Genomic DNA, 26,695 nt, shown 5'->3' on the forward strand with positions numbered 1-26,695 from the left:
CCGAAGTTGTAGGACTCAACCTACGGCGACTGAGGGCTATCAAAGCAATGGCTGACTAATAGGTAAAATCGATTTATCGTATTTCAAATATAAGCTCAGCTTGTAAGAGGTCGCGCCATGTCGGTTTCCCACGCCCAACTCAAAGCCTTCCATGCCGTGGCTGTCCATGGCAGTTTCACGTTGGCGGCCGAACGGTTGTTCCTCACCCAGCCGGCCATTTCCGACCAAGTGCGCAAGCTTGAAGAGCGTTTTGGCGTGCTGCTGTTCCATCGCAACAAACGCTCGGTGCGCCTGACCGACCTCGGCGAGCGCCTGCTGAGTATCACCCAGCGCCTGTTTGTCATCGCCGCCGAAGCCCAGGAGCTGCTGCAAGACTCCAAGGCCCTGCAAACCGGCAGCCTGACCCTGGCGGTGGACGCCCCGGTGCATGTGCTGCCGCAAATCGCCCGGTTTTGCGAACGTTATCCGGGAATCACCGTGAAAATCGAGACCGGCAACACCGATGATGCGCTGTACCGCCTGTATAACTATCAGGCCGACCTGGCGTTGGTGGGGCGTGACGTCGACGATGAGCGCCTGCTTTCGATCCCCTTGCGTGATGACCCGATGCTGGCGTTCGTCGCCCGCAACCACCCGTGGGCCGGGCGCGAGTCCATCGAGCTGGCGGATCTGGACGACACCCCCCTGGTCCTGCGGGAAACCGGCTCGGTGACCCGTCAGACCCTGGAGCGCGAGATGCACCAGGCCGGGCTGCGCATCCGCCCGGCGATCCAGGTGGAGGGCCGCGAAGCCGCGCGTGAGGCCGTGGTGGTGGGGATTGGCGTGGGCGTGGTGTCGGCGTCGGAGTTCGGCGCCGATTCACGGGTGTATGCCATGCCCATCCGCGACTGCACCCAGCGCATGAAGGAAACACTGGTGTGCCTCAAGGAACAGAGTTCGCGGCGGGTAGTGGCGACCTTTCTGGAGATTGTCCGCGAAAGCCTGCGCGAAGATCAGCCTGAAGCCAACTCGAAGAACGCCTGAATCAAGCGCAATTCCCGGCGCCGCTCCATGCAGCCGAGCATATGTTGGTTCAGCAGCCCGTCGCCACGGATAGGAATCGCATGCACCCGCGGATCGCGGCTGACTTCCACCGACGACACCACGCCCACCCCCAACTCGGCCGCCACCGCTTCCGTCACCGCTTCGCGGCTGTCCAGTTCCAGCAACACCCTGGGCTGCACGCTGGCCTTGGCACAGGCGTCGTCGAAGGTGCGGCGGGTAATGGAACTGGGCTCGCGCAGTACCATGATCACCTGGTCCAACTGCTCCAGACGGATACCCGCCGGGTCCGCCAGCCACGGATGGCCAGCCGGTACCAAGGCGCAGATACGGGATTCGCTCAAGGGTTGCAGGTGCACGCCCTTGCGCGGCTCGACTTCGGTCAACACGGCCACATCCGCATGCTCGGACAGCAGCGCCGCCAGGGTTTCCTGGGCATTGCCCAGGCGCAGGTTGACGGTAATCCCCGGGTAACGGGCACGCAGCTTGGCCAGCATCGGCATGACCATATGCGGGCCATCCGCCGCCACTTCCAGGCGCCCGGTGAGCAATTGGCGGTTGGCTTCGAGCAGGGTCTGCGCTTCATCCACCAGGCCGAAGATACTGCGGGTAATGGCCGCCAGCTTGATGCCCTCCTCCGTCAACTCGACGCGCCGCGCGGTACGCCGCAGCAGGGTGATCTGGTAGTGCTCTTCCAGCGCCTTGATATGCCCGGTCACGGCTGGCTGGCTGATAAACAGGCGTGCGGCGGCACGGGTAAAACTGCCGTCCCGGGCCACGGCGTCAAATGCACGGAGTTGGAAAAGATTCATAGCTATCGGCCTCACTGATGGCTGGCATAACAACAAACAATTTGATTGATGACAAGCCAAACTGCAATTTATGTCCCGTAGCTTCATCCCACTGCTTTGCGAGGACATGAGAATGAGTACTGCCGCGCCGATCCTGCTCACACCTGGGCCCCTGACCACCTCCGCCCGCACCCGCCAGGCGATGATGGTTGATTGGGGTTCGTGGGATGACCGCTTCAACCAACTGACCGCCAGCCTCTGCGAGCAACTGCTGGCGATCATCAACGGTGGCGACAGCCATCACTGCGTGCCCTTGCAGGGCAGCGGCACGTTCGCCGTCGAAGCGGCCATCGGCACCCTGGTACCCCGCGATGGCAAGGTACTGGTGCTGATCAACGGCGCGTACGGCAAGCGCCTGGCGAAGATCTGCGAAGTGCTGGGCCGCCCGTTCAGCACCTTCGAAACCGCCGAAGACCAACCCACCACCGCCGCCGATGTCGACCGGCTGTTGCAGGCTGACAGCAGCATCACCCATATCGCGCTGATCCACTGCGAAACCAGCACCGGCATCCTCAACCCACTGCCGGAGATCGCCCAGGTCATCCAGCGCCACGGCAAGCACCTGATCATCGACGCCATGAGCTCCTTTGGCGCGCTGCCCATCGACGCCGCCCAGGTGCCGTTCGATGCACTGATCGCCGCCTCCGGCAAATGCCTGGAAGGCGTGCCAGGCATGGGTTTTGTGTTTGCGAAAAAAGAGGCCCTGGCCGCGGCCCAGGGCAACAGCCACTCCCTGGCCATGGATTTGTTCGACCAGCACGCCTACATGGCCAAGACCGGGCAATGGCGCTTTACCCCGCCGACCCATGTGGTGGCCGCCCTGCATGAAGCGCTGCTGCAATACAACGAAGAAGGCGGCTTGCCGGCGCGCCATCAGCGCTATGCAGCCAACTGCCAGACGCTTCTGGATGGCATGGCCGACCTGGGCCTGCGCAGCTTCCTGCCGAGCGCGATCCAGGCGCCGATCATCGTCACCTTCCATGCGCCGAACGATCCGCGCTACCAGTTCAAAGACTTCTACGAGCGGGTCAAGGCCAAGGGTTTCATTCTGTATCCGGGCAAATTGACCCAGGTGGAGACCTTCCGCGTCGGCTGCATCGGCCATGTCAACCAGGCCGAGATGCAAGCGGCGGTGGCGGCGATTGCCCAGGCGCTGCAAGAGATGGAAGTACTCGAAATCTGATTCCCTCGACGATGGGGCCTTCACGGCCGCCATCGCCGGCAAGCCGACTCCTACCCCTTACTGACAGGATTTAAACCATGAACTATCAGAACCCCAACACCCTGCAGGCCGCCATTCTTGACTGGGCCGGCACCGTGGTCGACTTCGGCTCCTTCGCGCCTACGCAGATTTTTGTCGAAGCGTTTGCCGAGTTCGACGTGCAGGTCTCCATCGAAGAAGCCCGTGGCCCGATGGGCATGGGCAAGTGGGACCACATCCGCACCCTGTGCGATCAGCCGCAAGTCGCCGAGCGCTACCGCAAGGCCTTCGGCCGCACGCCGACCGACGATGACGTGACCGCCATCTACGAGCGCTTCATGCCGTTGCAGATCGAGAAGATCGCCGAACACTCGGCGCTGATTCCCGGCGCCCTGGAGACCATTGCCGCGCTGCGTGCGCAAGGGATCAAGATCGGCTCCTGCTCCGGCTACCCCAAGCAAGTGATGGACAAAGTGGTCGAGTTGGCCGCCACCAACGGCTACATCGCCGACCACGTCGTGGCCACCGACGAAGTACCCAATGGCCGCCCATGGCCGGCCCAGGCCCTGGCCAACGTGATCGCCCTGGGCATCGATGACGTGGCGGCCTGCGTGAAGATCGACGACACCGTGCCGGGCATCCTCGAAGGCCGCCGCGCCGGGATGTGGACCGTGGCGCTGACCTGCTCAGGCAACGCCCTGGGCCTGACCTACGAGCAGTTCCGCGCCCTGGACCCGGCGACCCTGGCCAGTGAACGCCAGCGCATCGAAACGCTGTTTGCCGGCTCGCGCCCGCACTACCTGATCGACACCATCACCGACCTGCCCGGCGTGATCGCCGACATCAATCAGCGCCTGGCCCGAGGTGAAATGCCGCAAAGCGCCTGATCGACGTCAATACATCGCCCCTCACTCGGGCAAACCTTGCATAACAGGTTTAGGCTAAAGGGACTTCGTCGCCAAAGAACGGAGGTTTGCCCCTGATGAGTGAGGAAAGACGCGATGCCGTGGAAAAACAGCGAGTCCCGTTACAGTACGATGTCCATCGCCTTGCACTGGCTGATGCTAGTGCTGCTGGTGCTGGTCTACACCACCATTGAGTTTCGCGGGATTTTCCCCAAGGGTAGTGACGGCCGCACCCTGATCAAGGAAATGCACTTCATGTTCGGCCTGACCGTGTTTGTACTGGTCTGGCTGCGCCTGTTTGCCCGCAGCCTTGGCGTGGCGCCGAAGATTTTACCCGCGCCGCCGCAATGGCAAGCCCTGCTGGCGACGCTGATGCATGTGGCGCTGTATGTGTTCATGATCGGCATGCCGATCTTTGGCTGGCTGATCGTCAGTGCCGAAGGGCATTCGGTGTGGTTCTACGGGATCGAGTTGCCACCGCTGATTGGTGAGAACAAGGACCTGGCCAAGCAGATCGAAGGCTGGCATGTGCTGGGCGGCACCCTCGGCTATTGGCTGATCGGCTTGCATGCCGCGGCGGGTCTGTACCACCACTACTTCATGCGGGATAACACCGTGTTGCGCATGTTGCCCAAGCGTTAATCCACAAAACCCCGGTGGCCTTGCAGGCCACCGGTGTGCACAAAAATCAGGCGAGTGCCGGGGGCAAAGCGCCCGGCCTCGATCTGATGTTTGAGCGCCAGCAGCGCCTTGCCGGTGTATAGCGGTTCCAACGGCAGGCCGCTGGCCCGCTCGGTGGCCTGGATAAACTCAAGCAATAACGGATCGACCTTTGCAAAGCCGCCACGGCTGGCATCCAGCAACTCATACCCGCCCTGCACGATAGCCTGCACGTTCTGCGCAACGCCGTGGTCATCCGGCACCGCCAGGGCCCCGTACACAAGATGGGCACCCGCCTCCGCCAGCACCAGGCCCGCCAGGGTGGTACCGGTACCGGCTGCCAGCCACCAGGCGTGGTAATCGGCCCAGCCCAGGGTGTGCAACTGCCTGCGCACCTGCTCGACCAACACGCCACAGCCCAACGCCCCTGTCATTGCGCCGCCGCCCTCGGGCACGGGATGCAAATCCGGGTATCGCTCGCGCCAAGGCAACCAGAAGTCCGGCCCATGGCGCGCGCGGTAACCGCCATAGCCCAGCCAGTGCAGTTGCATGCCGAAAGCTTGCAGGTCGAGGACGGTTGGGGTGTCTTGTGGGTGCCCACGCAGCAGGCCGACGGTGGCAAAACCGAAGCGTTTGCCGGCCGCCGCCAGGGCATGCAGATGATTGGAGTAGGCGCCACCCAGACTGATGATACCGCTGGCCCCCGCCTGTTGCGCCTCGGCCAGGTGCCCGGTGAGTTTGAACCACTTGTTGCCGCTGATCAGCGGGTCGATGCGGTCCAGGCGCAACACGGCCACCTCGACCCCGTTCAGCCACTCCAGTTGCAAAGGTTCAAGGGGCGCATGGGGAAGCCAGTCGAAAGGACCCATCAGTGCATGTCTGCATGAAAAAAGGGGCGGTAGTCTAACACCGCCCCTCGTGTCGCCTTACAGCTCGGCGGCGAGGCGCGAGCCCTGGTTGATGGCGCGCTTGGCGTCCAACTCGGCAGCCACGTCGGCCCCCCCGATCAGGTGCACGTTCTGGCCAGCGGCGACCAGGCCGTCCTGCAACTCGCGCAACGGGTCTTGGCCGGCGCAGATGACGATATTGTCCACCGCCAGCACCTGGGGCTCGCCCTCGGCGCCGATCCGGATATGCAGGCCGGCGTCGTCGATCTTCAGGTACTCGACGCTATTGAGCATCTGCACTTTTTTGTTCTTCAGGCCGGTACGGTGGATCCAGCCGGTGGTCTTGCCCAGGCCGTCGCCAACCTTGGAAGCCTTGCGCTGCAGCAAGTACACCTCACGCGCCGGGGCATGGGGCTGGGCCTTGATCCCGGCCACGCCACCGCGCGCCTGCAGGAGGGTGTCGATGCCCCATTCCTTCCAGAACGCTTCACGGTCCAGGCTGGTGGACACGCCCTGGTGCACAAGGAACTCCGACACGTCAAAGCCGATACCACCGGCGCCGATCACCGCAACGCGCTTGCCCACCGGTTTGCGCTGCAGAAGCACGTCCAGGTAGCTGAGCACCTTGGGGTTTTCCACGCCAGGAATCGCCGGGGTACGCGGCGCGATACCGGTGGCGAGAATGATCTCGTCATAACCGCCGGCCACCAGTTGCGCTACATCGACCCGGGTGTTGAGGCACAGTTCGACATGGGTGGTCTGCAGCTTGCGCTTGAAGTAACGCAGGGTTTCAAAAAATTCTTCCTTGCCCGGCACGCGCTTGGCCACGTTGAACTGGCCACCGATCTCGCTGGCCGAGTCGAACAGGGTCACCTGATGGCCGCGCTCCGCCGCCACGGTGGCAGCAGCCAGGCCGGCTGGGCCGGCACCGACCACGGCGATTTTCTTGATCTGCTTGACCGGCAGGTAATTGAGCTCGGTCTCGTAGCAGGCGCGCGGGTTGACCAGGCAGGTGGTCAATTTGCCACCGAAGGTGTGGTCCAGGCAGGCCTGGTTGCAGCCGATGCAGGTATTGATCTCGTCGGCCCGGCCAGCGGCGGCCTTGTTGACGAACTCCGGGTCGGCGAGGAACGGCCGCGCCATGGACACCATGTCGGCATCGCCCTCGGCGAGGATCTGCTCGGCCACTTCCGGGGTGTTGATACGGTTGGTGGTGATCAACGGGATCTGCACCGCGCCACGCAGCTTGGCCGTGACTTTACTGAACGCGCCGCGCGGCACCTTGGTGGCGATGGTCGGGATGCGTGCTTCATGCCAGCCGATACCGGTATTGATAATCGTCGCGCCCGCCTGCTCGATGGCTTTGGCCAACTGCACGATTTCTTCCCAGGTGCTGCCGCCTTCCACCAGGTCGAGCATCGACAGGCGGAAGATGATGATGAAATTCGGCCCGACGGCTTCGCGCACCCGGCGCACGATTTCCACCGGCAAACGCATACGGTTTTCGTAGGCGCCACCCCAGCGATCGGTGCGATGGTTGGTGTGGGCGGCGAGGAATTGGTTAATGAAATAACCTTCGGAACCCATGATTTCGACGCCGTCGTACTCAGCGACCTGGGCCAGCAGAGAGCAGGTGACAAAGTCGCTGATCTGCTTCTCGATGCCTTCCTCGTCCAGCTCCTTGGGCTTGAACGGGTTGATCGGCGCCTGGATCGCACTCGGCGCAACCTGCTTGGGGCTGTAGGCATAACGCCCGGCGTGAAGGATCTGCATGCAGATCTTGCCGCCCGCCTCGTGCACGGCCTGGGTGACGATCTTGTGCTTGAGCGCTTCGGCTTCAGTGGTCAGCTTGGCTGCCCCGGAATACACCCCGCCTTCATCGTTCGGGCCAATACCGCCGGTGACCATCAGGCCGACGCCGCCACGGGCACGCTCGGCGAAATACGCGGCCATGCGCTCGAAGCCGCCGGGCTTTTCTTCAAGGCCGGTGTGCATCGACCCCATCAGGGTACGGTTGCGCAAGGTGGTAAAACCCAGGTCCAACGGGGCCAGCAGGTGCGGGTAGGCAGCAGCGGTCATGGTACAGCTCCACAACGGATCATCACGGGACGTGGCAGGCTCGAATGGCCGGCCATCGGTTTATGTCCCACAGACTAAGAGCCCCGCCCTTAGCGCTCAATGACTGAAACTGACAACTTATTGATCCAAATGTGCAGCGCCCCTTGGCAAGCGGGACGACGGGCCCTACCCTAGGGGCGAACCCTGCACACGGCCTGTTGTCTGTTCCCCCATGCGTAAATTACTTGCTTTGACCCTGACCATGGCCCTGGTCGCCGCCGTTTCCGCCTATCTGGTCTGGACCCAGGAGCGCCCCGTGGGGCATTACCTGTCGGACCTGCGGATCAACCTGGCGGTGAACGAGGGCACTCCCGCCGATCACGGCAACCTGCTGGGCATCCAGCCGGAGCTGTTCCCCGCCGACTACCAGAGCCTGGAACGCCTGCACCTGAAGCTCTCGGCCTACCTGCGCAATGCCCGGGACATGGGCCTGATCAACGACAAAACCATCGTGGTCCTGCCGGAGCACGTCGGCACCTGGTTGATGGTCAGTGGCGAAAAAAACCAGCTGTATCAGGCCACCAGCCTGAAAGAGGCGATGAACTGGCTGTCGGCAAGCAATCCGTTGCTGTTCCTGCGCGCACTGATCAGTGCCCAGGGCGATAACCGCCTGGACGATGCCTACCTGCGCATGAAGGCGCCGGCCATGGCCCGTGATTACCAGGTGCTGTTTGGCGGCCTGGCCAAAGAGTTCGGAGTGACCCTGGTGGCCGGCTCCATCGCCCTGCCCAACCCGAGCGTCAGCCAGGGCCAATTGCAGGTCGGTCATGGCGCGCTGTACAACACCAGCCTGGTGTTCGACCGCGATGGCTTGCCGTTGGGCCAACCCCAGCGCCAGCTCTACCCGATCTTCAATGAGCGCGGCTTTATCGCCCCGGGCGACGAAAACGCGATCAGCGTGATCGACACTCCGGCCGGGCGCCTGGGCATCCTGATCGGCAGCGACAGCTGGTACCCCGACAACTACCGCAAGCTCAACGAACAAGGTGCGCAATTGGTGGCCGTGCCGGCACTGGTGATTGGCCGCGACACCTGGGACAAGCCATGGCGCGGCTTCAAGAGCGTGTCCACGCCCCCGGAAGTCAGCCTCAAGCCCGAAGAGCTCAGTGAAGGCGAAGCCTGGCATCGTCTGAGCCTGATCAGCCAGCCTCCCATCAGCCTCGCGGGTGCGGGCATGAGCGTATTCATGCGCGGGCAATTCTGGGACCAGGGAACCAGCGGCCAGAGCTTTCTCAGTGCCCAGGGCCAAGTCTTCGCCGACAGCAACGCGCGTGGTGCGCGCCTGCTGAACGTGTGGCTGTAAGCCCATGAAACCGGCACCGATGCGCCTCGGGGACTTATCGGTGGGCATCGTGCATACCCTGGCCGACGCCATCCTCAGCCATGGCCTGGACCCGCAGCCGCTGCTGTTGCAGTACGGCCTCGACCCGGCGCGCTTGAGTGAGCCCGGTGCGCGCCTGTCGATCCCACGCTATATGCGCCTGGGCCATGCAGCCATCCAACTGACCGGCGACCCCAGCCTGGGCCTGCGCATGGGCCAGTTGAGCCGCATGAATCAACTTGGCCTGGCCGGCGTCACCGCCGCCCAGGCGCCCAACGTGCGCGAAGCCGCGCGCACCCTGACGCGCTTCGAGGCCCTGTACGGCGCCAACTACCGTGGCCAGTCGAGCTTTCATGAAGACGCCCAGGGTGCCTGGCTGCGTTTCTATTCCATCAGCCCCTACAACGCCTATAACCGCTTCGTGGTGGACTCGATTCTGGCCGGTTGGCTGCAGCAGATGGCGACCTTGTGCCAGCAGCCTGTATTGGCCGAGCGGATCGAAATCGAATTCGCCGCGCCGGACTACAGCGCGAGCTACACCGTGCTGGGAGATTGCCCGATCCAGTTCGGCGCCGAACTCAATCAACTGCGCCTGAGCCAGCACAGCCTTGGCCTGCGCAACCCGCAGCACTGCCCCAGTACCTGGCACTTGCTGCTGCAACTGTGTGAACGGGAATTGGAACAACTGACCCGCACCCGCAGCCTGCGCGAGCGCATCACACGTTTACTGGGGCCGATGCTCAATGGCGGCCGGGAACCCGACCTGGAAGAAGTGGCGGCACGCCTGAAACTGCCGACCTGGACCTTGCGCCGCAAACTGGCCGAGGAAGGCACGCAGTTTCGCGCCATTCTCAACGACACCCGTCGCGACCTGGCCATGACCTACATTCGCGATACCGAACTGGCGTTTGGGGAAATTGCCTACTTGCTCGGTTTCGCCTCAGCGGAAGCCTTTCAACGGGCCTTCAAGCGCTGGAACAGACAGACCCCAGGGGAATTTCGCCGCAGTCAGCGGCATTCCGCCTGACGCCTGCCTACAGCTCGGTGGCGTCGTCGGCCGGGTGCGAAGGGTCCAGTTCAAAGGCCTGGTATTCCAGCAGCTCTTCTTGATAATCGTCCATCGTCGACTCCTTGTTTAATCAAAGCAGGTGACTCAAGTGACCTGCATCACCAGCGTAAAGTGCCGTCATGACGAAAAAAAGACAGGGGCATGACGTTCCTGCGCTTGAAGATTAAACGCAGCAGCCAGGCGCGGATTTAACCGAGCGATTTAAATGCAACTGCAATCATTGCAATTGCAATTATATGTCAACTTCCAGTAGGGTGATGCGCTCCATTGCCATGGGACGTGACTCATGACTGCCAGCACTGCGCAATCCGCACGAATCTGCATCGACACCCTCAACGATCAACAACCACCCCGCAGCTCGCCCCTGTATACAGTGATGGCCATGGCCAACACCCTGGAGTTTCACCCGGCGACACGCCGGCAAGCCTGGGTCATTCGCGGCCAATCCCACTCCAGGCGCATTACCGCCTGGCCCACCTGGTTTGCGCGTAATACCGGGGAAAAACCACTGCTGTACCTGCATAACGCCACTTCATCGGCGCAGTTGCGTGCCCTCTGCCAGGGCACCGATCAACGCGGGATTCTGTGCAACGACATCCACACCCGCCCCGCCTCCGGGCGCCACGGCGCGCACCCTTCACTTGCGCTATGGCTGGCCAGCAACCCGCAGTGCACCCCATACGATCCAGCCTCCGGCGACGAAACCCGAGCGATTGTGCTGGCGGGTTTGCACGCGCTGTATGTCGACGGCAGGCCCGGATTTTACTACCTGGCCCTGCATGACCAGGACGACGGACCTGGACTGGCGCCACAGCACCGACAGGATGCAATCAAGGGGATGTATCGGATCGGGCGCGAGCCACCCGGCGAATTGCACGTGCGCTTGCTGGGGGCTGGCCGCGCACTTGAAGAAGTCCTGCATGCAGCGAGGCTGCTGGAGACCGACTGGAACGTATCGGCGCAGTTATGGAGCTGCCCCAGCTACACCCGGCTGGCGCGGGAAGCACGCGCCGCCGAGCGCTGGAACCGCCTACACCCTCTGGCCGAAAAGCGTAGCTGCCACTTGCGCGATTGCCTGGCGGCCCACCACAGCCCGGTGATCGCTGTCACCGGCTATCCGCAATCCATCGTCGACCCGTTGGCGGCCCATGTGGATGCACGGTTTGTCGCGCTGGGGGCCGGCTCAGTCCAACCGACGGCACCTGACCGCTACTGGATTGCCGTGCTGGCCCTGAAGGCGCTGGCAGACGAGGGACGGATCGAGGTGCGACAAGTGGAGCGCGCGCTGCAACAGTACGCCCTCAAATGAGCAAGAGCATGCCCTTGCCTATGGTGTTTCAGGCCTGCGCCGTCCGCGGGTCTGCACACTGGCCTGCATCGCCAGCCCGGCCGTGCGCTCCAGCGCATCGGCAAAGCCCTGGCGTTGCTCGGCGTCGAGTTGCGAGAGGAACAGTTCATCCACAGTACTTTCGTAGATGCCCCACATCTTTTTACGCAACACCCGGCCCTCATCGGTGATCGAGGCAAACGCGGCGCGCCCGTCACCTTCGCAGCGCGAGCGCACCACCAGGCCGTCCTTTTCCAGGCGGTCCACCAATCGCGTCAGGTTGTAGCGCTCGATCGCCAGCACATCGGCCAATTCATGCATGCGCCGAGTGCCATCAGGACCGCTTTCCAGGCCCCACAGGGCATCGTACCAGGCGTATGGCGGCAGGTCGGCCAAGGCCAGGCGCCGTTCGATTTCACGGATGACTGTCCTGTGGGCCCTGACAAAACGGAACCAGACATCAGGCTCTTTCGACGACATGCAACACCATCCGGGGAATTCGAGAAGGTTGCAATGGTAGCGCATCCCGCGCTAAATTCAGGCATGTAGTTGCAATTGCAATTACTTTTGCAGCGTGCCGAATCACCTTCCCACAAGGAAACCGCACGCTGGTATCCGCACACCTGGAGCCTCACATGAACGCGAACAACGCAGTAAGACTCGACGACGATCCACAGGAAACCCGCGAATGGCTGGAGTCCATCGAATCGGTGCTGTCCACCGAAGGTCGCCCCCGCGCCCATTACCTGATCGATCAGTTGCTGGATTTCGACGTAGCGCGACATGGCGACTTCCATGGGCGGGTCACCACCCCCTACGTCAACACCATCGCGGTGGACCGGCAACTGCCCTACCCCGGCAACCTGGCAATCGAACGCCGGCTCAATGCGTTTATCCGCTGGAACGCCATGGCCATGGTCTTGCGCGCCGGTAAACACTCGGGCGTGGGCGGGCATATCGCCACCTATGCGTCGGCCGCGGTACTCTACGACGTAGGCTTTGACCATTTCTTCCGTGGTCGAACCGAGACCTTTGCCGGCGACCTGGTGTATATCCAGGGGCACTCCTCGCCAGGCATCTACGGGCGCGCCTACCTCGAAGGGCGCATCGACGAAGCACAACTCGATAACTTCCGCCGCGAGGCCGGCGGCCAGGGTCTGTCGTCCTATCCCCACCCCCGCCTCATGCCGGACTTCTGGCAGTTTCCTACCGTGTCCATGGGCCTGGGGCCGATCACTGCGGCCTACCAGGCGCGATTCATGCGCTATCTGGACCTGCGCGCCCTCAAGCCTGAGGCGGGGCGCAAAGTTTGGGCGTTCCTGGGGGATGGCGAGATGGACCAGCCGGAATCCCTGGCGGCGATCTCCCTGGCGGGGCGCGAGAAACTCGATAACCTGATCTTCGTGGTCAACTGCAACCTGCAACGCCTCGACGGCCCGGTACGGGGCAACGCCAAAGTCATCCAGGAATTCGAAAGCCTGTATCGCGCTGCCGGCTGGAACGTGATCAAAGTCATCTGGGGTAGTGGCTGGGATGCCCTGCTGGCCAAGGACCGCAGCGGCCTGCTGCGCCAACGCATGATGGAATGTGTGGATGGCGACTATCAGAACTACAAGTCGCAAAACGGCGCCTACGTGCGCGAACACTTCTTCGGCAAATACCCGGAGTTGCTGGCACTGGTGGAGGATCTTTCCGACGACGATATCTGGAAGCTCTCACGGGGCGGCCATGACCCCGACAAGGTCTACAACGCTTATGCCGCCGCAGTCCGCCATACCGGGCAACCTACGGTGATCCTGGCGAAAACCGTCAAGGGTTTTGGCATGGGCGAGGCAGGCGAAGGCCAGAACATCAATCACCAGCTCAAGAAAATGGGCGCCGAGGCCGTCAAGGCGTTCCGCGACCGGTTCGGCCTGGAGGTGGCTGACGACCAACTGGCTGAAATCCCCTATCTCAAGCCCGCTGCCGACAGCGAAGAAGGCCGCTACTTTGCCGCGCGGCGCCAGGCCCTGGGCGGTTATATTCCTGCCCGGCACAGTTCGGTACCGGCCCTGCAAGTGCCGCCGCTCGAAGCGTTTGCCACCCAACTCAAAGACACTGGCGAGCGTGCCATTTCCACTACCATGGCCTTCGTGCGCATCCTCGGCACCCTGCTGAAAGACCCGCACATCGGCAAGTTGATCGTGCCGATTGTGCCGGACGAATCGCGCACCTTTGGCATGGAAAGCCTGTTCCGCCAGATCGGTATTCATTCTGCCGTGGGCCAGCTCTATACCCCGCAGGACGCCGGGCAACTGAGCTACTACAAAGAGAGCAAAGACGGGCAGATCCTACAGGAGGGCCTGAATGAGTCCGGCGCGTTTTCTTCGTGGATCGCTGCCAGCACGTCCTACGCCAACCACGGCCTGATGACGCTGCCCTTCTACATTTTCTACTCGATGTTCGGTTTCCAGCGTGTCGGCGACCTGGCCTGGGCCGCAGGCGATGCGCGGGCCCGTGGCTTCCTGCTGGGGGCCACCGCCGGGCGCACCACACTGATGGGCGAAGGCTTACAGCACGATGATGGGCATAGCCATGTGCTGGCCTCGGTGGTTCCTTGCTGCGTGTCCTACGACCCAACCTTTGCCTACGAGCTTGCGGTAATCATCCGCGAGGGCATGCGGCGCATGTACGTCGAACAGGAGGACATTTACTACTACATCACCCTGCTCAATGAAAACTACCCGCACCCGGCCATGCCCGAAGGTGTCGAGGATGGCATTCTCAAGGGCATGTATCGACTGAAGGCGGGCCAGCAAGCCCAGGTGCAACTGATGGGCAGTGGCTCGATCCTGCGCGAAGTGATCGCCGCCGCAGATTTGCTGCGCGAGGACTTTGCCGTGGACAGTGACGTCTGGAGTGTTACCAGCCTCACCGAACTGCGCCGCGAGGGCCTTGGGGTGGAGCGCTGGAACCTCTTGCACCCCGAGGACGAGCCACGCACCAGCTACGTGGAGCAATGCCTGGCGGACCACCCGGGGCCGGTGGTGATAGCCACCGACTACATGAAGATCTTCGCCGATCAGATTCGCCCATTCGTCACAGGCAGGCGCTTTGTCGCGCTGGGCACTGACGGTTTTGGCCAGTCCGATACCCGTGAAGCGCTGCGCGAGTTCTTCGAGGTGGACCGCCATTTCATCGTCTTGGCGACATTGAAGGCCCTGGCTGATGACGGCCTGATCAGCCGTACCAAAGTCGGCGAGGCGATCAGCCGCTACGGGATCGACGTCGATAAAGCCGACCCGACCGGCGTCTAGTTACTGCCCGTTGGCCGGCAGCGGCGGGATGGTCTCTGTCGGTGGCGGCAGCACAGGCGCAGTCGGCGCTGGCACTTCTGCCGGTACTGCCTCTGGCGCAATCGGCGTGGCTTCCACCGGTGGTGCAAGCGGCTCCGAGACGGGCGGTGCGACAGGCATGGTCGGCGCTTCCTGAGGCGCTTGCACCTTGTCCACCACCGGCGCGGGCTTGGGCTCCGGCACGCCGAGATCGGCCTTGGGCGCTTCGGGAATGTGTTCGGCGGCCTTCACTTCCTGAGGCAGGAACACGTCCACCAAGGCAAAGTAGCGGTCATAGAATTTGGGTGAGGTGACGGTCTCGCTAGCCACCTTGACCATCGAGTCGTCGGTGGAGCCAATCGGCATCGACACCGAACCCAGCACGCCCACCCCCAGGCTGGCGGAGTTGTTGACCTTCTTCAGCGCGTAGCGATCCTGCAGGGCGTTGGCAAACATCGTCGCATGATGCTCGCCGCTGCCATCTTCGGCACACACCACGTTGAAGCTGATCTGCAGATGGGTCTCGCCGGTCTGCTGGAAACTTTTGTTACCACTCACCAGCTTCGGGTCGCTGCTGGTGATGATGTAGCCCTGGCTGAGCAACGCCCGGCGTGCCGCTTCGCAGGCCGCGACATCGCTGACCGGGTAATTGCGCGAAAACGTACCGGAATCGTCGAAATTCTCATGTTCGTAGATAGCGGTCTTGGGCGACGAGCAGCCCGTGGCGCCTGCCAGCACCAGCGCGAGCGCAAGGCCACGCAAGTGAAATGAAGTCGACATTGATCATCCTGAGGAAAACGGTCAGGGCGGTATTGTGCAACAGATCACCGGGTGCGCGCGCGGATTCCTGTCGGTAAAACGTCACTGGCCGGCTCGACGCGCGGTGCAGGAAAAAGCCTGGCGCTCATATGATCGATAAACACCCGCAGTTTGGCCGAGGCCTGTCGGCTCGATGGCCAGAGCATCCAGAAGCTGCCACTGTGCTCCAGGTAATCGTCCAGCACCCGCTGCAGGCGGCCCTGCTCGACGGATTCGCGGACCATGAAGTCCGGCAGGCAGGCAATCCCCAGGCCTTCGTGCACTACGGGCTTTAGCGACTCGATGGTAGTGCTGACCAACGGTGCACGCAGCACCGGCTCGGGTTCGCCGGGTAAATGGCGCAGGGGCCAGCTCTCCAGCTTGCCGGTGGCGCAAAACTTGTGACGCAGGCAGGCATGATGGTTGAGGTCCGTAGGACAGGCCGGTACGCCGTGTAGGGCGAAATACTGCGGCGCTCCCACCAGCACCAACCGATAGTGCCCCAGCAGCCGCGCCGACAGCCGCGAGTCCTCGGGCCTGCCGGTGCGCACCACAGCGTCGAAGCCTTCCTCGATCACATCCACCATGCGGTCGGAAAAATCCACGTCCAGCTCAATCTCTGGATAGGCCCGCATAAATTCGGTCAGCACTGGCATCAACAGCCCCCTGACCTGGGGCAAGCTGATGCGCAATTTGCCACGGGGGGTGGTCGCTGCTTCAGTCAACTCCTGCTCGGCCGCTTCAACCTCGGCCAGGATCCGCCGTGAACGCTCGAGAAACAGCGCGCCCTCGGCCGTCAGCGTGATACTGCGGGTACTGCGATGGAACAGCCGCACCCCCAGACGCTGCTCCATGCGCGCAATGCTTTTGCCCACAGCCGAGGACGAGACCCCCAGCAGCCGACCGGCCTGGGTAAAGCTGCGGGTCTCCGCGACCTGCACAAACACCGACATACTGCCCAGACTGTCCATTGTCACTTCCTGCAAATTACGGACATAAAAGTCCGATAAGTTCGGAACCTTAGCCCATTTTTCCAAGTGGTTCAGCCCCCTACTCTGCCCCGATGTCCTGATGCCTTGAATACGGAGCCGAGCCACATGAATGACTGCAGTACACCGCAATGCCTGCCCAGCCAGCGCGAACGCCTGCCCATGGCGGGCTTGCTGGCGCTGGCCACCGCCGGCTTCATCACCATCCTCACCGAGGCGATGCCCGCAGGTCTGCTGCCCCAGATGAGCGCCGGCCTCGGGGTGAGCGAGGCGCTGGTCGGCCAGCTCGTCACGCTGTATGCCCTCGGCTCGTTGCTGGCCGCCATCCCCCTGACCATCGCCACCCGTGGCTGGCGCCGCCGCCCCTTGCTGATGCTAGCCATTGGTGGCTTCGCGCTGGTCAACAGTGTCACGGCACTATCAAGCGTGTATTGGCTGACCCTGGTCGCACGGCTGTTGGCCGGGGTGTTCGCGGGTTTGCTCTGGGCACTGCTGGCAGGATATGCCAGCCGCATGGTGGCGCCGCACCTACAGGGCCGGGCGATTGCCGTGGCAATGCTGGGCGCGCCCCTGGCGTTATCCCTTGGAGTACCTGCCGGAACGTTTCTGGGCACTGCAGTGGGTTGGCGCTTGAGCTTTGCGATCATGACCGGGCTGACGGTGCTGCTACTGGCGTGGGTGCGCTGGCAGGTGCCGGACTTTGCCGGGCAACGTGCGCAACAGCGCCTGGGCTTGCGCCAGGTCCTGCGTTTGCCGGGGGTGCGTCCGGTGCTGTGGGTGACCTTTACCTACGTGCTGGCGCACAACATTCTGTACACCTATATCGCGCCGTTCCTGGTGCCCGCAGGGCTTAGCGCCGACATCGACCGGGTGTTGCTGGTATTTGGCCTGGCCGCGCTGATGGGAATCTGGATCGTCGGCCTGTTGATTGACCGCCTGCTGCAGGTCTTGCTGGTGATCAGTTGCACGCTGTTTGCCGCTGCGGCATTGGCCCTGGGGCTGTGGATCGCCTCTACCGAGGTCGTCTACCTGTCAGTCGCCATCTGGGGCCTGGCATTTGGCGGCTTGCCCGCCTTGCTGCAAACCGCGCTGGCCAAATCGGCCGGTGACTCGGCGGATGCAGCCCAGTCGATGCTGGTGACGGTGTGGAACCTGGGGATTGCCAGCGGTGGGCTGCTGGGCGGCATACTGCTTCAGGGATGGGGCGTCATGTGGTTTCCCTGGGTCGTTGCCGCCTTGGCTACGCTGGCATTGATCACCACCCTACAGCCTCGCCGCACCTGACAAACAGGCAAAAAAAGACCCCGGTTTCAGGCCGGGGTCTTTTTTGGAGACGCTATCACAGCATCAGAAGCGCTTGATGTCAGCCTTGGCTTCCAGTTCCTTGCGGAACGCAGCGAAGTCTTGCTGGCCGACGCGCGAAGCGAGGAAGCGACGATACTGCTCCTTCTCCTCTTCGGTTGGCGCAGCCCCTTCGGTGACGCTGTTCAAGCGCACGATCATCAAGCTGCCATCACGCAGGGTCACGTCAGCAAAGGTCGGCTTGTCTTTAGCAACAGGCTTGGCCATGCGGAACAGTGCCTGCAGTACGGCAGGCTCAACGCCTTCCTGGCCACGGGTGGCCGCTTCAGTGACTTTCCAGGCCTGACCATCAACCGGCTTGTCCAACGCCAGCTTGCCATCGCGCAGGTTGGCGATCAGCTCGTCAGCGTGAGCCTTCGCCGCAGCGCTTGCACGCTCCTTGGTCATCTGGGCACGGATGGCGGTCGCCACGCTTTCCAGCGGCAGTTGCTCCGGCTTGCGGTGCTCCTTGGCGCGCAGGACTACGATGGTTTCCGGATCCAGTTCGATGGCGGTGCTGTTGGCACCCTCATCCAGCACTTCAGGGCTGAAAGCTGCCTGGATCACGGCACGGTTGGCCGTGATGCCTTCGCCACCTTCACGGCCAAACGGCGCCGAGGTGTGCACGGTCAGTTTCAGGTCCGAAGCTGGCTGGGCCAGGTCGGAGGCTTCGAATGCCGCGTCTTCCAGTTGCTTGGTCGCCTCGACGAAGCGCTGCTCCACTTGCTGGGTCTTCAGCTCGCGGGTCAGCTTGTCTTTCAGGCTGGCGAACGATGGCACTTCTGGCGCTTCAACACCCAGCAGCTTGATCAGGTGCCAGCCGAAGCTGGAACGTACCGGTGCCGAGACCTGGTCCTGGTTCAAGCCGTACAGGGCGCTTTCGAACTCAGGATCGTAGACGCCAGGGCCTGCAAAACCCAGGTCGCCGCCGTTGTTGGCCGAGCCCGGATCCTGGGAGAACTCCTTGGCCAGGGCCTCGAAGCTTTCGCCCTTGGCCAGGCGTGCCTGGACTTCGTCGATCTTGGCCTTGGCCTGGGCCTCGGTCACCTTGTCGTTGACTTCGATCAGAATGTGCGCGGCACGACGCTGTTCAGCGAGGTTGGCGGTTTCTTTCTCGTACAGGGCCTGCAGCTCATCGTCGTTGACCGTTACCTGGTCGAAGAACGAAGCCTTCTTCAGCTCCAGGTAGTCGATGACGACCTGGTCCGGGGTCAGGAACTCCTTGGCGTGCTGGTCGTAGTAAGCCTTGACCTCGTCGTCAGTGAGTTTCACTGCGGCCGGGTCGGCCTTGACGCTGACGGTGGCGAAATCACGGGTCTGTTTTTCCAGGCGCGCAAAGTTCAGGACTTCCTGATCGGTGACAAAACCGCTGCCGGCAATGCCTGCACGCAGTTGGCCGATCAGCATTTCCTGGGTCAGCATCTGGCGGAATTGCATACGGCTGTAGCCCAGTTGACGGATCACCTGGTCAAAGCGCTCAGCGCTGAACTTGCCGTCTTCCTGGAACTCCGGGGTCTGCAGGATCACTTGGTCCAGTGCAGCTTCCGAGAAGGAGAACTTCGAATCCGCCGCGCCTTGCAGCAGCAGCTTGCGCTCGATCAGGCCCTTGAGGGCCGCTTCGCGCAGCATTTTTTCATCCAGCAAGGACGCGTCGAAGTCCTTGCCCAGTTGTTGCATCAGCTGCCGACGTTGCATGTCGACGGCCTGGCTCAGCTCGTTTTGACTGATTTCTTCACCGTTGACCTTGGCCGCGTCCTGGCTGTTGGTCGTGGCCTGGAAAATGGCCTCGATACCGGTGAAAGCCATCAATACAACGATGAGGCCGATAATGGTCTTGGCAATCCAGCCTTGTGAATTGTCCCTGATATTCTGCAGCATGCGTCCCCCAGAAACGGTTGAACTTCAAAATTAGGCAACCGTGGAGCGTGGGTAGAATCCGGATAGAAGAAAGGCGCATCCGAGGATGCGCCTTCTCGTAACTGGCGGAACGGACGGGTATTGAACCCGCCCCCCGGCGTAGCGACCCGATGGATACTCGGGTCAGTTGCCGCTCCGCTGCCAGGCCAGACCAGCGTCCAGCCCGGATAGGCAAAGGCTTGAACGAAGCTTAGTTAACGGCTTCTTTCAGGGCTTTACCGGCTTTGAAACCTGGTTTCTTGGCAGCAGCGATTTGCAGTGCTTTGCCAGTCTGTGGGTTACGGCCAGTGCGAGCTGGGCGATCGGTCACAGAAAAAGTACCGAAACCTACCAGTACCACGGAGTCGCCGGCCTTGAGAGCGCCAGTGACGGATTCGATTACTGCGTCCAGCGCACGGCCAGCAGCGGCTTTCGGGATATCAGCAGATGCGGCGATAGCATCAATCAGTTCCGACTTGTTCACTCTAAGTCCCCTTATATCTATTGAGTATGATTCTAAGTTTTTTGGTGAAAGCAAAAACCAGTGCTGAATGGCCTACAGACACTTAAGAGCCGCTTTATAACAAGGGCTCTAAAAAGCTGTCAAGGAAGCCACCAGGCTTAAACGTATTAATGCGTGCTAATTCTTTCCTTAGAGTCAGTCTCGCGTTTTTCGTCCTTCGCGACTATCTCCGGAGCCACATCTGGCAAGGGCTCCGGCGCGTATTGCAGCGCAATTTGCAGGACCTCGTCAATCCATTTAACCGGTTTAATCTGCAGATCCTGCTTAATGTTGTCAGGAATTTCCTTCAAGTCGCGAACATTCTCTTCCGGAATGATCACCGTCTTGATGCCACCACGGTGGGCCGCCAGCAACTTTTCCTTCAGGCCACCAATGGCCAATACCTGGCCGCGCAGGGTGATTTCCCCGGTCATGGCGACATCGGCGCGCACCGGAATGCCGGTCAGGGCCGATACCAGGGCCGTGCACATGCCTACGCCAGCGCTGGGGCCGTCTTTGGGGGTAGCCCCTTCCGGCATGTGGATGTGGGTGTCGTGCTTCTCGTGGAAGTCCAGGGGGATCCCCAGGCTGCGTGCGCGGCTGCGCACCACGGTCTGCGCAGCAGTGATGGATTCGACCATCACGTCACCCAGGGAACCGGTCTTGATCAATTGACCTTTGCCAGGGATAACCGCCGCTTCGATGGTCAGCAATTCGCCGCCCACCTGGGTCCACGCCAGGCCAGTCACCTGCCCTACCTGATCCTGCTGCTCGGCCAGGCCGTAGCGGAATTTACGCACGCCCAGGAAGTGTTCCAGAGCATCGGCGGTGACCTTCACAGAGAAGCGTTTTTCCAGGGCGTGTTCCTTGACCGCCTTACGGCAGATCTTCGCCAACTGGCGCTCAAGGCCCCGTACACCGGCCTCGCGGGTGTAGTAACGAATGATGTCGCGGATCGACTCGACGTCGAATTCGATCTCGCCCTTCTTCAGGCCATTGGCCGAAATCTGCTTGGGCGCGAGGTATTTGACGGCGATATTGATCTTCTCGTCTTCGGTGTAACCCGGCAGACGAATCACTTCCATCCGGTCCAGCAACGCCGGCGGGATGTTCATGGAGTTGGAGGTGCACAGGAACATTACGTCGGACAGGTCGTAGTCGACTTCCAGGTAATGGTCGTTGAAATTGTGGTTCTGCTCGGGGTCGAGCACTTCGAGCAAGGCCGATGCCGGATCGCCCCGCATGTCGCTGCCCATTTTGTCGATTTCATCGAGCAGGAACAGAGGGTTGCGTACGCCAACCTTTGTCATCTTTTGAATCAATCTTCCCGGCATCGAACCGATGTAAGTCCGGCGATGACCGCGAATTTCCGCTTCATCACGCACACCACCGAGGGCCATGCGCACGAATTTGCGGTTGGTGGCATTGGCGATCGACTCGGCCAGGGAGGTTTTACCCACGCCAGGAGGACCGACCAGGCACAATACCGGGCCACGAATCTTCTTCACACGCTTTTGCACGGCGAGGTATTCGAGGATGCGTTCCTTGACCTCTTCGAGGCCATAGTGGTCGGCGTCGAGGATATCTTCGGCACGCGCCAGGTCCAGGCGTACCTTGGTCTGGGCCTTCCACGGCACCTGCACCAGCCAGTCGATGTAGGAACGAACCACGGTGGCTTCGGCGGACATCGGCGACATTTGCTTGAGTTTGTTCAACTCGGCGGTGGCTTTGGTCAGCGCGTCTTTAGGCAAGCCAGCGGCGTCGATGCGCTTTTTCAGCTCTTCGATCTCGTTGTGGCCTTCTTCGCCGTCGCCGAGCTCTTTCTGAATGGCCTTCATCTGCTCATTCAGGTAGTACTCGCGCTGGCTGCGCTCCATCTGTTTCTTCACGCGACCGCGAATGCGTTTCTCAACCTGCAGCAGGTCGATCTCGGCATCCAGCAGGGCCAAGACGTGCTCGACCCGGGTCGACAGGTCGATGATTTCGAGGATGTCCTGCTTCTGCTCGATCTTCAGCGCCATGTGCGCGGCCATGGTGTCGACCAGGCGGCTTGGCTCATCAATGCTGTTGAGGGAGGACAGGACCTCAGCCGGGACTTTTTTGCCCAGTTGCACGTATTGCTCGAACTGGGACAGCAGGCTGCGTACAAAAACTTCGGATTCACGCTCAGGCGCATCGACTTCGTCGATCAACGCCACTTCTGCACGCAGGTGGCCATCCACCTCCATGAAGCGCTCGACCGCACCGCGCTGCTCGCCCTCGACCAGCACCTTGACGGTGCCATCTGGCAGCTTGAGCAATTGCAGAACGGTAGCAATAGTGCCGACGCGATACAGGGCGTCTTCGCCTGGATCGTCGTCAGCCGGATTTCTCTGGGCCAACAGCAGGATCTGCTTGTCGCCCGTCATCGCGGCCTCGAGGGCTTCGATAGACTTCTCGCGCCCCACGAACAGCGGGATAACCATGTGCGGATACACAACCACATCACGCAATGGCAGGAGAGGCAATTCAATGGTTGTCTTCATGATTTCGCCTCTATGACAGATGAAAGTAAGCTTGAAACCAAGATGGGGGCTGCGTGTAAAAAAAACAAGCTCAATGCTGGCAGTTACACACAGTAAAAATTCCTATGCAAAACAAAGGGGCCCCTAGAGGCCCCTTGTTTGTACCGAAACTGCGAAACGCTTACGCGTCTGGCGCAGCCTTGGCAGCCGGCTCACTGTTTTCGTAGATATACAGTGGCTTGGACTTACCTTCTATAACGCTTTCGTCGATCACCACTTTACTCACCTCGGACTGCGAGGGGATTTCGTACATGGTGTCGAGCAATACGCCTTCGAGAATCGAACGCAAACCGCGTGCACCGGTCTTGCGCTCCAGTGCCCGCTTGGCCACCGATTTAAGCGCGTCGGCACGGAACTCGAGGTCTACACCTTCCATTTCGAACAGCTTGGCGTATTGCTTGGTCAGGGCGTTTTTCGGCTCGGTGAGGATCTGAATCAGAGCAGCCTCATCCAGCTCGTCCAACGTCGCCAGGACCGGCAGACGGCCAACGAACTCCGGGATCAGACCGAACTTGACCAGATCGTCAGGCTCGACTTCACGCAGGGACTCGCCCACCTTCTTGCCTTCTTCCTTGCTGCGCACTTCTGCACTGAAACCGATGCCGCCACGGGTGGAACGGTTTTGAATAACCTTTTCCAGGCCGGAGAACGCACCGCCACAGATAAACAGGATGTTACGCGTATCAACCTGCAGGAATTCCTGCTGCGGGTGCTTGCGGCCGCCTTGGGGCGGTACGGAAGCGACCGTGCCTTCAATCAGCTTCAGCAGGGCTTGCTGCACGCCTTCACCGGAAACATCCCGGGTGATCGACGGGTTGTCAGACTTGCGCGAAATCTTGTCGATTTCATCGATATAGACAATACCCATCTGGGCCTTCTCTACGTCGTAATCGCACTTCTGCAGCAGTTTCTGAATGATGTTCTCGACATCTTCACCCACGTAACCCGCCTCGGTGAGGGTGGTAGCGTCGGCGATGGTGAAGGGAACGTTCAGCAGGCGAGCGAGGGTTTCTGCAAGCAGGGTTTTACCCGAGCCTGTAGGACCGATCAGCAGGATGTTGCTCTTGCCGAGTTCGACCTCATCACCTTTCTTGTCACGCTGGTTCAAGCGCTTGTAGTGGTTGTACACCGCTACGGCCAGAACCTTCTTTGCACGCTCTTGACCAATCACGTACTGATCAAGGATGCCGCTGATTTCTTTAGGCGAAGGCAATTTATGCGCGCTGCTCTCGGCCTGTGCCTCCTGCACCTCCTCACGGATGATGTCATTGCACAGGTCGACGCACTCGTCGCAGATAAAGACCGAGGGGCCGGCAATCAATTTGCGCACTTCATGCTGGCTTTTGCCACAGAAGGAGCAATAGAGCAGCTTGCCGTTGTCCTCGCCGTTGCGGGTGTCAGTCATTCGTTCGATCCAAATCCGATAGGCTTGCAACACAAGATGAAGGCTTATGCGGGCTTTTTCAAGCCCGCCGGTGGTCGGACATGCCGACCAGGCCTATTTTGAGCTGCTTATATTAAGCGGGGCGCTTGTCGATCACGGCGTCGATCAGCCCGTATTCACGTGCGGCTTCGGCACTCATGAAGTTGTCGCGGTTAGTGTCGCGCTCGATTTCTTCCAGGGTGTGCCCGCTGTGCTTGGCCATCAGCGTGTTGAGGCGCTCACGGATAAACAGGATTTCCTTGGCGTGGATTTCGATGTCCGACGCCTGGCCCTGGAAACCGCCCAGTGGCTGGTGAATCATCACACGCGAGTTAGGCAGGCAGAAACGCTTGCCTTCAGCACCGGCTGTCAGCAGGAATGCACCCATGCTGCAGGCCTGGCCAATGCAAGTGGTGGACACGTTCGGCTTGATGAACTGCATGGTGTCGTAGATCGACATGCCGGCTGTCACCGAACCGCCTGGGGAGTTGATGTAAAGATGGATGTCCTTGTCCGGGTTTTCCGCTTCAAGGAACAGCAGTTGCGCACAGATCAGGTTGGCCATGTAGTCCTCTACCGGACCAACCAGAAAGATCACTCGCTCCTTGAGCAGGCGCGAATAGATGTCGTAGGCGCGTTCGCCACGAGCAGATTGCTCGACAACCATCGGGACCAGGCCGCCTGCGGCCTGGATATCAGAGTTCTGCTGAATATACGAATTACGGAACATGCTCTGCAGTTACTCCCAAATAGTCATGTCTTGAATACGCATAAGCCAGCGCGAGGCTGGCTTATGGGTGTATTTTCAAACGAGTTGGACAATCAGTCGGCTTGTGCTGCTTCTGCCGGCTTGACTGCTTCTTCGTAAGAGACCGCTTTGTCGGTCACCTTAGCCTTCTGCAGAACAGTATCCACAACTTGTTCTTCCAGCACAACCGAACGGACTTCGTTCAGCTGCTGGTCATTCTTGTAGTACCAAGCCACGACCTGCTCAGGCTCCTGGTAGGCCGAAGCCATTTCCTGGATCATTTCGCGAACGCGGTCTTCGTCAGGCTTGAGGTCGAACTGCTTGACCACTTCAGCCACGATCAGACCCAGCACAACGCGGCGCTTGGCTTGCTCTTCGAACAGCTCGGCCGGCAGTTGGTCAGGCTTGATGTTGCCACCAAACTGCTGAACAGCTTGTACGCGCAGGCGATCCACTTCGTTGGACAGCAGGGCCTTAGGCACTTCGATCGGGTTGGAGGCCAGCAGACCGTCCATAACCTGGTTCTTGACCTTGGACTTGATGGCCTGGCGCAGCTCACGCTCCATGTTCTTGCGAACTTCGGCGCGGAAACCTTCGATACCGGTTTCCTTGATACCGAACTGGGCGAAGAACTCTTCGTTCAGTTCTGGCAGCTTAGGCTCGGAAACACTGTTGACGGTCACAGTGAACTCGGCGGCTTTGCCAGCCAGGTCCAGGTTCTGGTAGTCAGCAGGGAAAGTCAGGTTCAGAACGCGCTCTTCGCCGGCTTTAGCGCCAACCAGACCGTCTTCGAAACCCGGGATCATGCGGTTGGAGCCCAGTACCAACTGAGTGCCCTTGGCCGAGCCGCCAGCGAACACTTCGCCGTCAACCTTGCCCACGAAGTCGATGTTCAACTGGTCTTCGTTCTGGGCAGCGCGATCGGCCACTTCAAAGCGGGTGTTCTGCTTGCGCAGGATTTCCAGCATGTTGTCCAGGTCGGCATCGGCCACTTCGGCGCTCAGGCGCTCGATTTCGATACCTTCGAAGCCAGCAACGGTGAACTCCGGGAACACTTCGAATACAGCAACGTATTCCAGGTCCTTGCCAGCTTCCAGGGACTTAGGCTCGATGGAAGGCGAGCCAGCCGGGTTCAGCTTTTGCTCGACAACAGCTTCGTAGAAGGAAGCCTGGATCACGTCACCGACAGCATCTTGACGTGCATCAGCACCAAAACGGCGCTTGATTTCGCTCATCGGCACTTTGCCTGGACGGAAACCAGCGATCTTGGCCTTCTGGGCAGTCTGCTGCAGACGCTTGTTGACCGCGGTCTCGATGCGCTCTGCCGGCACGGTGATGCTCATGCGGCGCTCGAGAGCAGTAGTATTTTCAACAGAAACTTGCATGGATATTCCTCGTTGCACAGACGTTAGCCGGCCGTTTCCGACCCAAGAATCAAGGGCATGCATTCTAGTGGGTCAAACTCAAGAAGTCACCCTACTGAAAACGGGTAAAAAAACAGCAGGCAATTTACAGGTACGAATGCACGAATGCTCCTCGCCCCAGTGACAAATACAGCCAATCACGCCAGGGCTCTGTGCCAACCCTTCTATATATAGAAGCAGCCAGCGACCATCTCCCTGACAGCCGACCTTGCACGCAAGGCCGGCGGGTAGTTCGGCATCATCGAGAAACAAAAATACGACGAAGCGCCCCACCCCTGCGACCCAGTACCTGCAGCCGCCGAATACGCAAACCGCT

General features: G+C 60.9%; 21 protein-coding genes. 9 read left to right on the forward strand and 12 right to left on the reverse strand.

Annotated features, from left to right (window positions below; all coding sequences use genetic code 11):
• Positions 1-117 precede the first annotated feature (117 nt).
• Positions 118-1,023 (forward strand): LysR substrate-binding domain-containing protein, encoded by a 906-nt coding sequence (locus K1X80_RS17405; RefSeq protein ID WP_057441524.1) that lies wholly within the window; start codon positions 118-120, stop codon positions 1,021-1,023.
• Here K1X80_RS17405 and K1X80_RS17410 read toward each other — a convergent pair.
• A complete protein-coding gene (locus K1X80_RS17410; protein ID WP_057960052.1) occupies positions 993-1,853 on the reverse strand; it encodes a LysR substrate-binding domain-containing protein in 861 nt (286 codons plus the stop codon). The genes K1X80_RS17405 and K1X80_RS17410 overlap by 31 nt on opposite strands.
• A 112-nt stretch (positions 1,854-1,965) precedes the next feature.
• On the opposite strand from K1X80_RS17410, the gene K1X80_RS17415 reads away from it, so the two are divergent.
• From K1X80_RS17415 to K1X80_RS17425, 3 genes are all read left to right on the forward strand, one after another.
• Positions 1,966-3,075 (forward strand): 2-aminoethylphosphonate--pyruvate transaminase, encoded by a 1,110-nt coding sequence (locus K1X80_RS17415; protein ID WP_057444272.1) that lies wholly within the window; start codon positions 1,966-1,968, stop codon positions 3,073-3,075.
• 77 nt (positions 3,076-3,152) lie between these two features.
• Positions 3,153-3,980: a phosphonoacetaldehyde hydrolase gene (gene phnX / locus K1X80_RS17420; RefSeq protein WP_057441522.1), complete on the forward strand. Its 828-nt coding sequence runs from the start codon at positions 3,153-3,155 to the stop codon at positions 3,978-3,980.
• Between the two features lie 114 nt (positions 3,981-4,094).
• Complete coding sequence (locus K1X80_RS17425) at positions 4,095-4,640, forward strand: cytochrome b (RefSeq protein ID WP_220172373.1); 546 nt, start codon at positions 4,095-4,097, stop codon at positions 4,638-4,640.
• On the opposite strand, the gene K1X80_RS17430 is transcribed toward K1X80_RS17425, so the two are convergent.
• Positions 4,637-5,527, reverse strand: coding sequence for a 1-aminocyclopropane-1-carboxylate deaminase/D-cysteine desulfhydrase (locus tag K1X80_RS17430; RefSeq protein ID WP_220172374.1), 891 nt, complete (start codon positions 5,525-5,527; stop codon positions 4,637-4,639). The two genes, K1X80_RS17425 and K1X80_RS17430, sit on opposite strands and share 4 nt — an antisense overlap.
• A 57-nt stretch (positions 5,528-5,584) precedes the next feature.
• Positions 5,585-7,624, reverse strand: a complete 2,040-nt coding sequence (locus K1X80_RS17435) for an NADPH-dependent 2,4-dienoyl-CoA reductase (RefSeq protein ID WP_057960055.1) — start codon at positions 7,622-7,624, stop codon at positions 5,585-5,587.
• Positions 7,625-7,835: 211 nt separating this feature from the next.
• Here K1X80_RS17435 and K1X80_RS17440 point away from each other — a divergent pair, with 211 nt between their 5' ends.
• The 3 genes from K1X80_RS17440 (at position 7,836) to K1X80_RS17450 (ending at position 11,362) form a co-directional block, all read left to right on the forward strand.
• Positions 7,836-8,966, forward strand: a complete 1,131-nt coding sequence (locus tag K1X80_RS17440) for a carbon-nitrogen hydrolase family protein (RefSeq protein ID WP_057960056.1) — start codon at positions 7,836-7,838, stop codon at positions 8,964-8,966.
• Positions 8,967-8,970: 4 nt separating this feature from the next.
• Positions 8,971-10,011, forward strand: a complete 1,041-nt coding sequence (locus tag K1X80_RS17445) for an AraC family transcriptional regulator (protein WP_220172375.1) — start codon at positions 8,971-8,973, stop codon at positions 10,009-10,011.
• Between the two features lie 328 nt (positions 10,012-10,339).
• A complete protein-coding gene (locus K1X80_RS17450; RefSeq protein WP_057960057.1) occupies positions 10,340-11,362 on the forward strand; it encodes a transketolase-like TK C-terminal-containing protein in 1,023 nt (340 codons plus the stop codon).
• 18 nt (positions 11,363-11,380) lie between these two features.
• Here the strand turns inward: K1X80_RS17450 and K1X80_RS17455 are convergent, their stop codons facing one another.
• Complete coding sequence (locus K1X80_RS17455; protein WP_057441509.1) at positions 11,381-11,860, reverse strand: MarR family winged helix-turn-helix transcriptional regulator; 480 nt, start codon at positions 11,858-11,860, stop codon at positions 11,381-11,383.
• Between the two features lie 155 nt (positions 11,861-12,015).
• Here K1X80_RS17455 and aceE point away from each other — a divergent pair, with 155 nt between their 5' ends.
• Entirely contained in the window at positions 12,016-14,676 is a 2,661-nt protein-coding gene (gene aceE / locus K1X80_RS17460) for a pyruvate dehydrogenase (acetyl-transferring), homodimeric type (RefSeq protein WP_198792514.1), read from the forward strand.
• On the opposite strand, the gene K1X80_RS17465 is transcribed toward aceE, so the two are convergent.
• Positions 14,677-15,474 (reverse strand): DUF2242 domain-containing protein, encoded by a 798-nt coding sequence (locus tag K1X80_RS17465; RefSeq protein ID WP_057960059.1) that lies wholly within the window; start codon positions 15,472-15,474, stop codon positions 14,677-14,679.
• 44 nt (positions 15,475-15,518) lie between these two features.
• Complete coding sequence (locus K1X80_RS17470; RefSeq protein ID WP_220172376.1) at positions 15,519-16,463, reverse strand: LysR family transcriptional regulator; 945 nt, start codon at positions 16,461-16,463, stop codon at positions 15,519-15,521.
• A gap of 126 nt (positions 16,464-16,589) precedes the next feature.
• On the opposite strand from K1X80_RS17470, the gene K1X80_RS17475 reads away from it, so the two are divergent.
• Complete coding sequence (locus K1X80_RS17475) at positions 16,590-17,765, forward strand: MFS transporter (protein WP_057960061.1); 1,176 nt, start codon at positions 16,590-16,592, stop codon at positions 17,763-17,765.
• 63 nt (positions 17,766-17,828) lie between these two features.
• Here the strand turns inward: K1X80_RS17475 and K1X80_RS17480 are convergent, their stop codons facing one another.
• The 6 genes from K1X80_RS17480 to tig form a co-directional block, all read right to left on the reverse strand.
• Positions 17,829-19,700: a SurA N-terminal domain-containing protein gene (locus K1X80_RS17480; RefSeq protein WP_057960062.1), complete on the reverse strand. Its 1,872-nt coding sequence runs from the start codon at positions 19,698-19,700 to the stop codon at positions 17,829-17,831.
• A gap of 229 nt (positions 19,701-19,929) precedes the next feature.
• Positions 19,930-20,202 carry an HU family DNA-binding protein gene (locus K1X80_RS17485; protein WP_003174819.1) on the reverse strand — a complete coding sequence of 91 codons (273 nt, stop codon included), beginning with the start codon at positions 20,200-20,202 and terminating at the stop codon, positions 19,930-19,932.
• Between the two features lie 146 nt (positions 20,203-20,348).
• Positions 20,349-22,745: an endopeptidase La gene (gene lon, locus K1X80_RS17490; protein WP_057441499.1), complete on the reverse strand. Its 2,397-nt coding sequence runs from the start codon at positions 22,743-22,745 to the stop codon at positions 20,349-20,351.
• 160 nt (positions 22,746-22,905) lie between these two features.
• Entirely contained in the window at positions 22,906-24,189 is a 1,284-nt protein-coding gene (gene clpX / locus K1X80_RS17495) for an ATP-dependent Clp protease ATP-binding subunit ClpX (protein WP_029298419.1), read from the reverse strand.
• A gap of 112 nt (positions 24,190-24,301) precedes the next feature.
• A complete protein-coding gene (gene clpP, locus K1X80_RS17500; protein WP_029298421.1) occupies positions 24,302-24,937 on the reverse strand; it encodes an ATP-dependent Clp endopeptidase proteolytic subunit ClpP in 636 nt (211 codons plus the stop codon).
• Between the two features lie 92 nt (positions 24,938-25,029).
• Positions 25,030-26,340 (reverse strand): trigger factor, encoded by a 1,311-nt coding sequence (gene tig, locus K1X80_RS17505; RefSeq protein WP_057441496.1) that lies wholly within the window; start codon positions 26,338-26,340, stop codon positions 25,030-25,032.
• Between the last annotated feature and the right edge of the window lie 355 nt (positions 26,341-26,695).

This window comes from Pseudomonas sp. So3.2b, assembly GCF_019464415.1.
GTDB classification, from domain to species: Bacteria; Pseudomonadota; Gammaproteobacteria; order Pseudomonadales; family Pseudomonadaceae; genus Aquipseudomonas; species Aquipseudomonas shahriarae.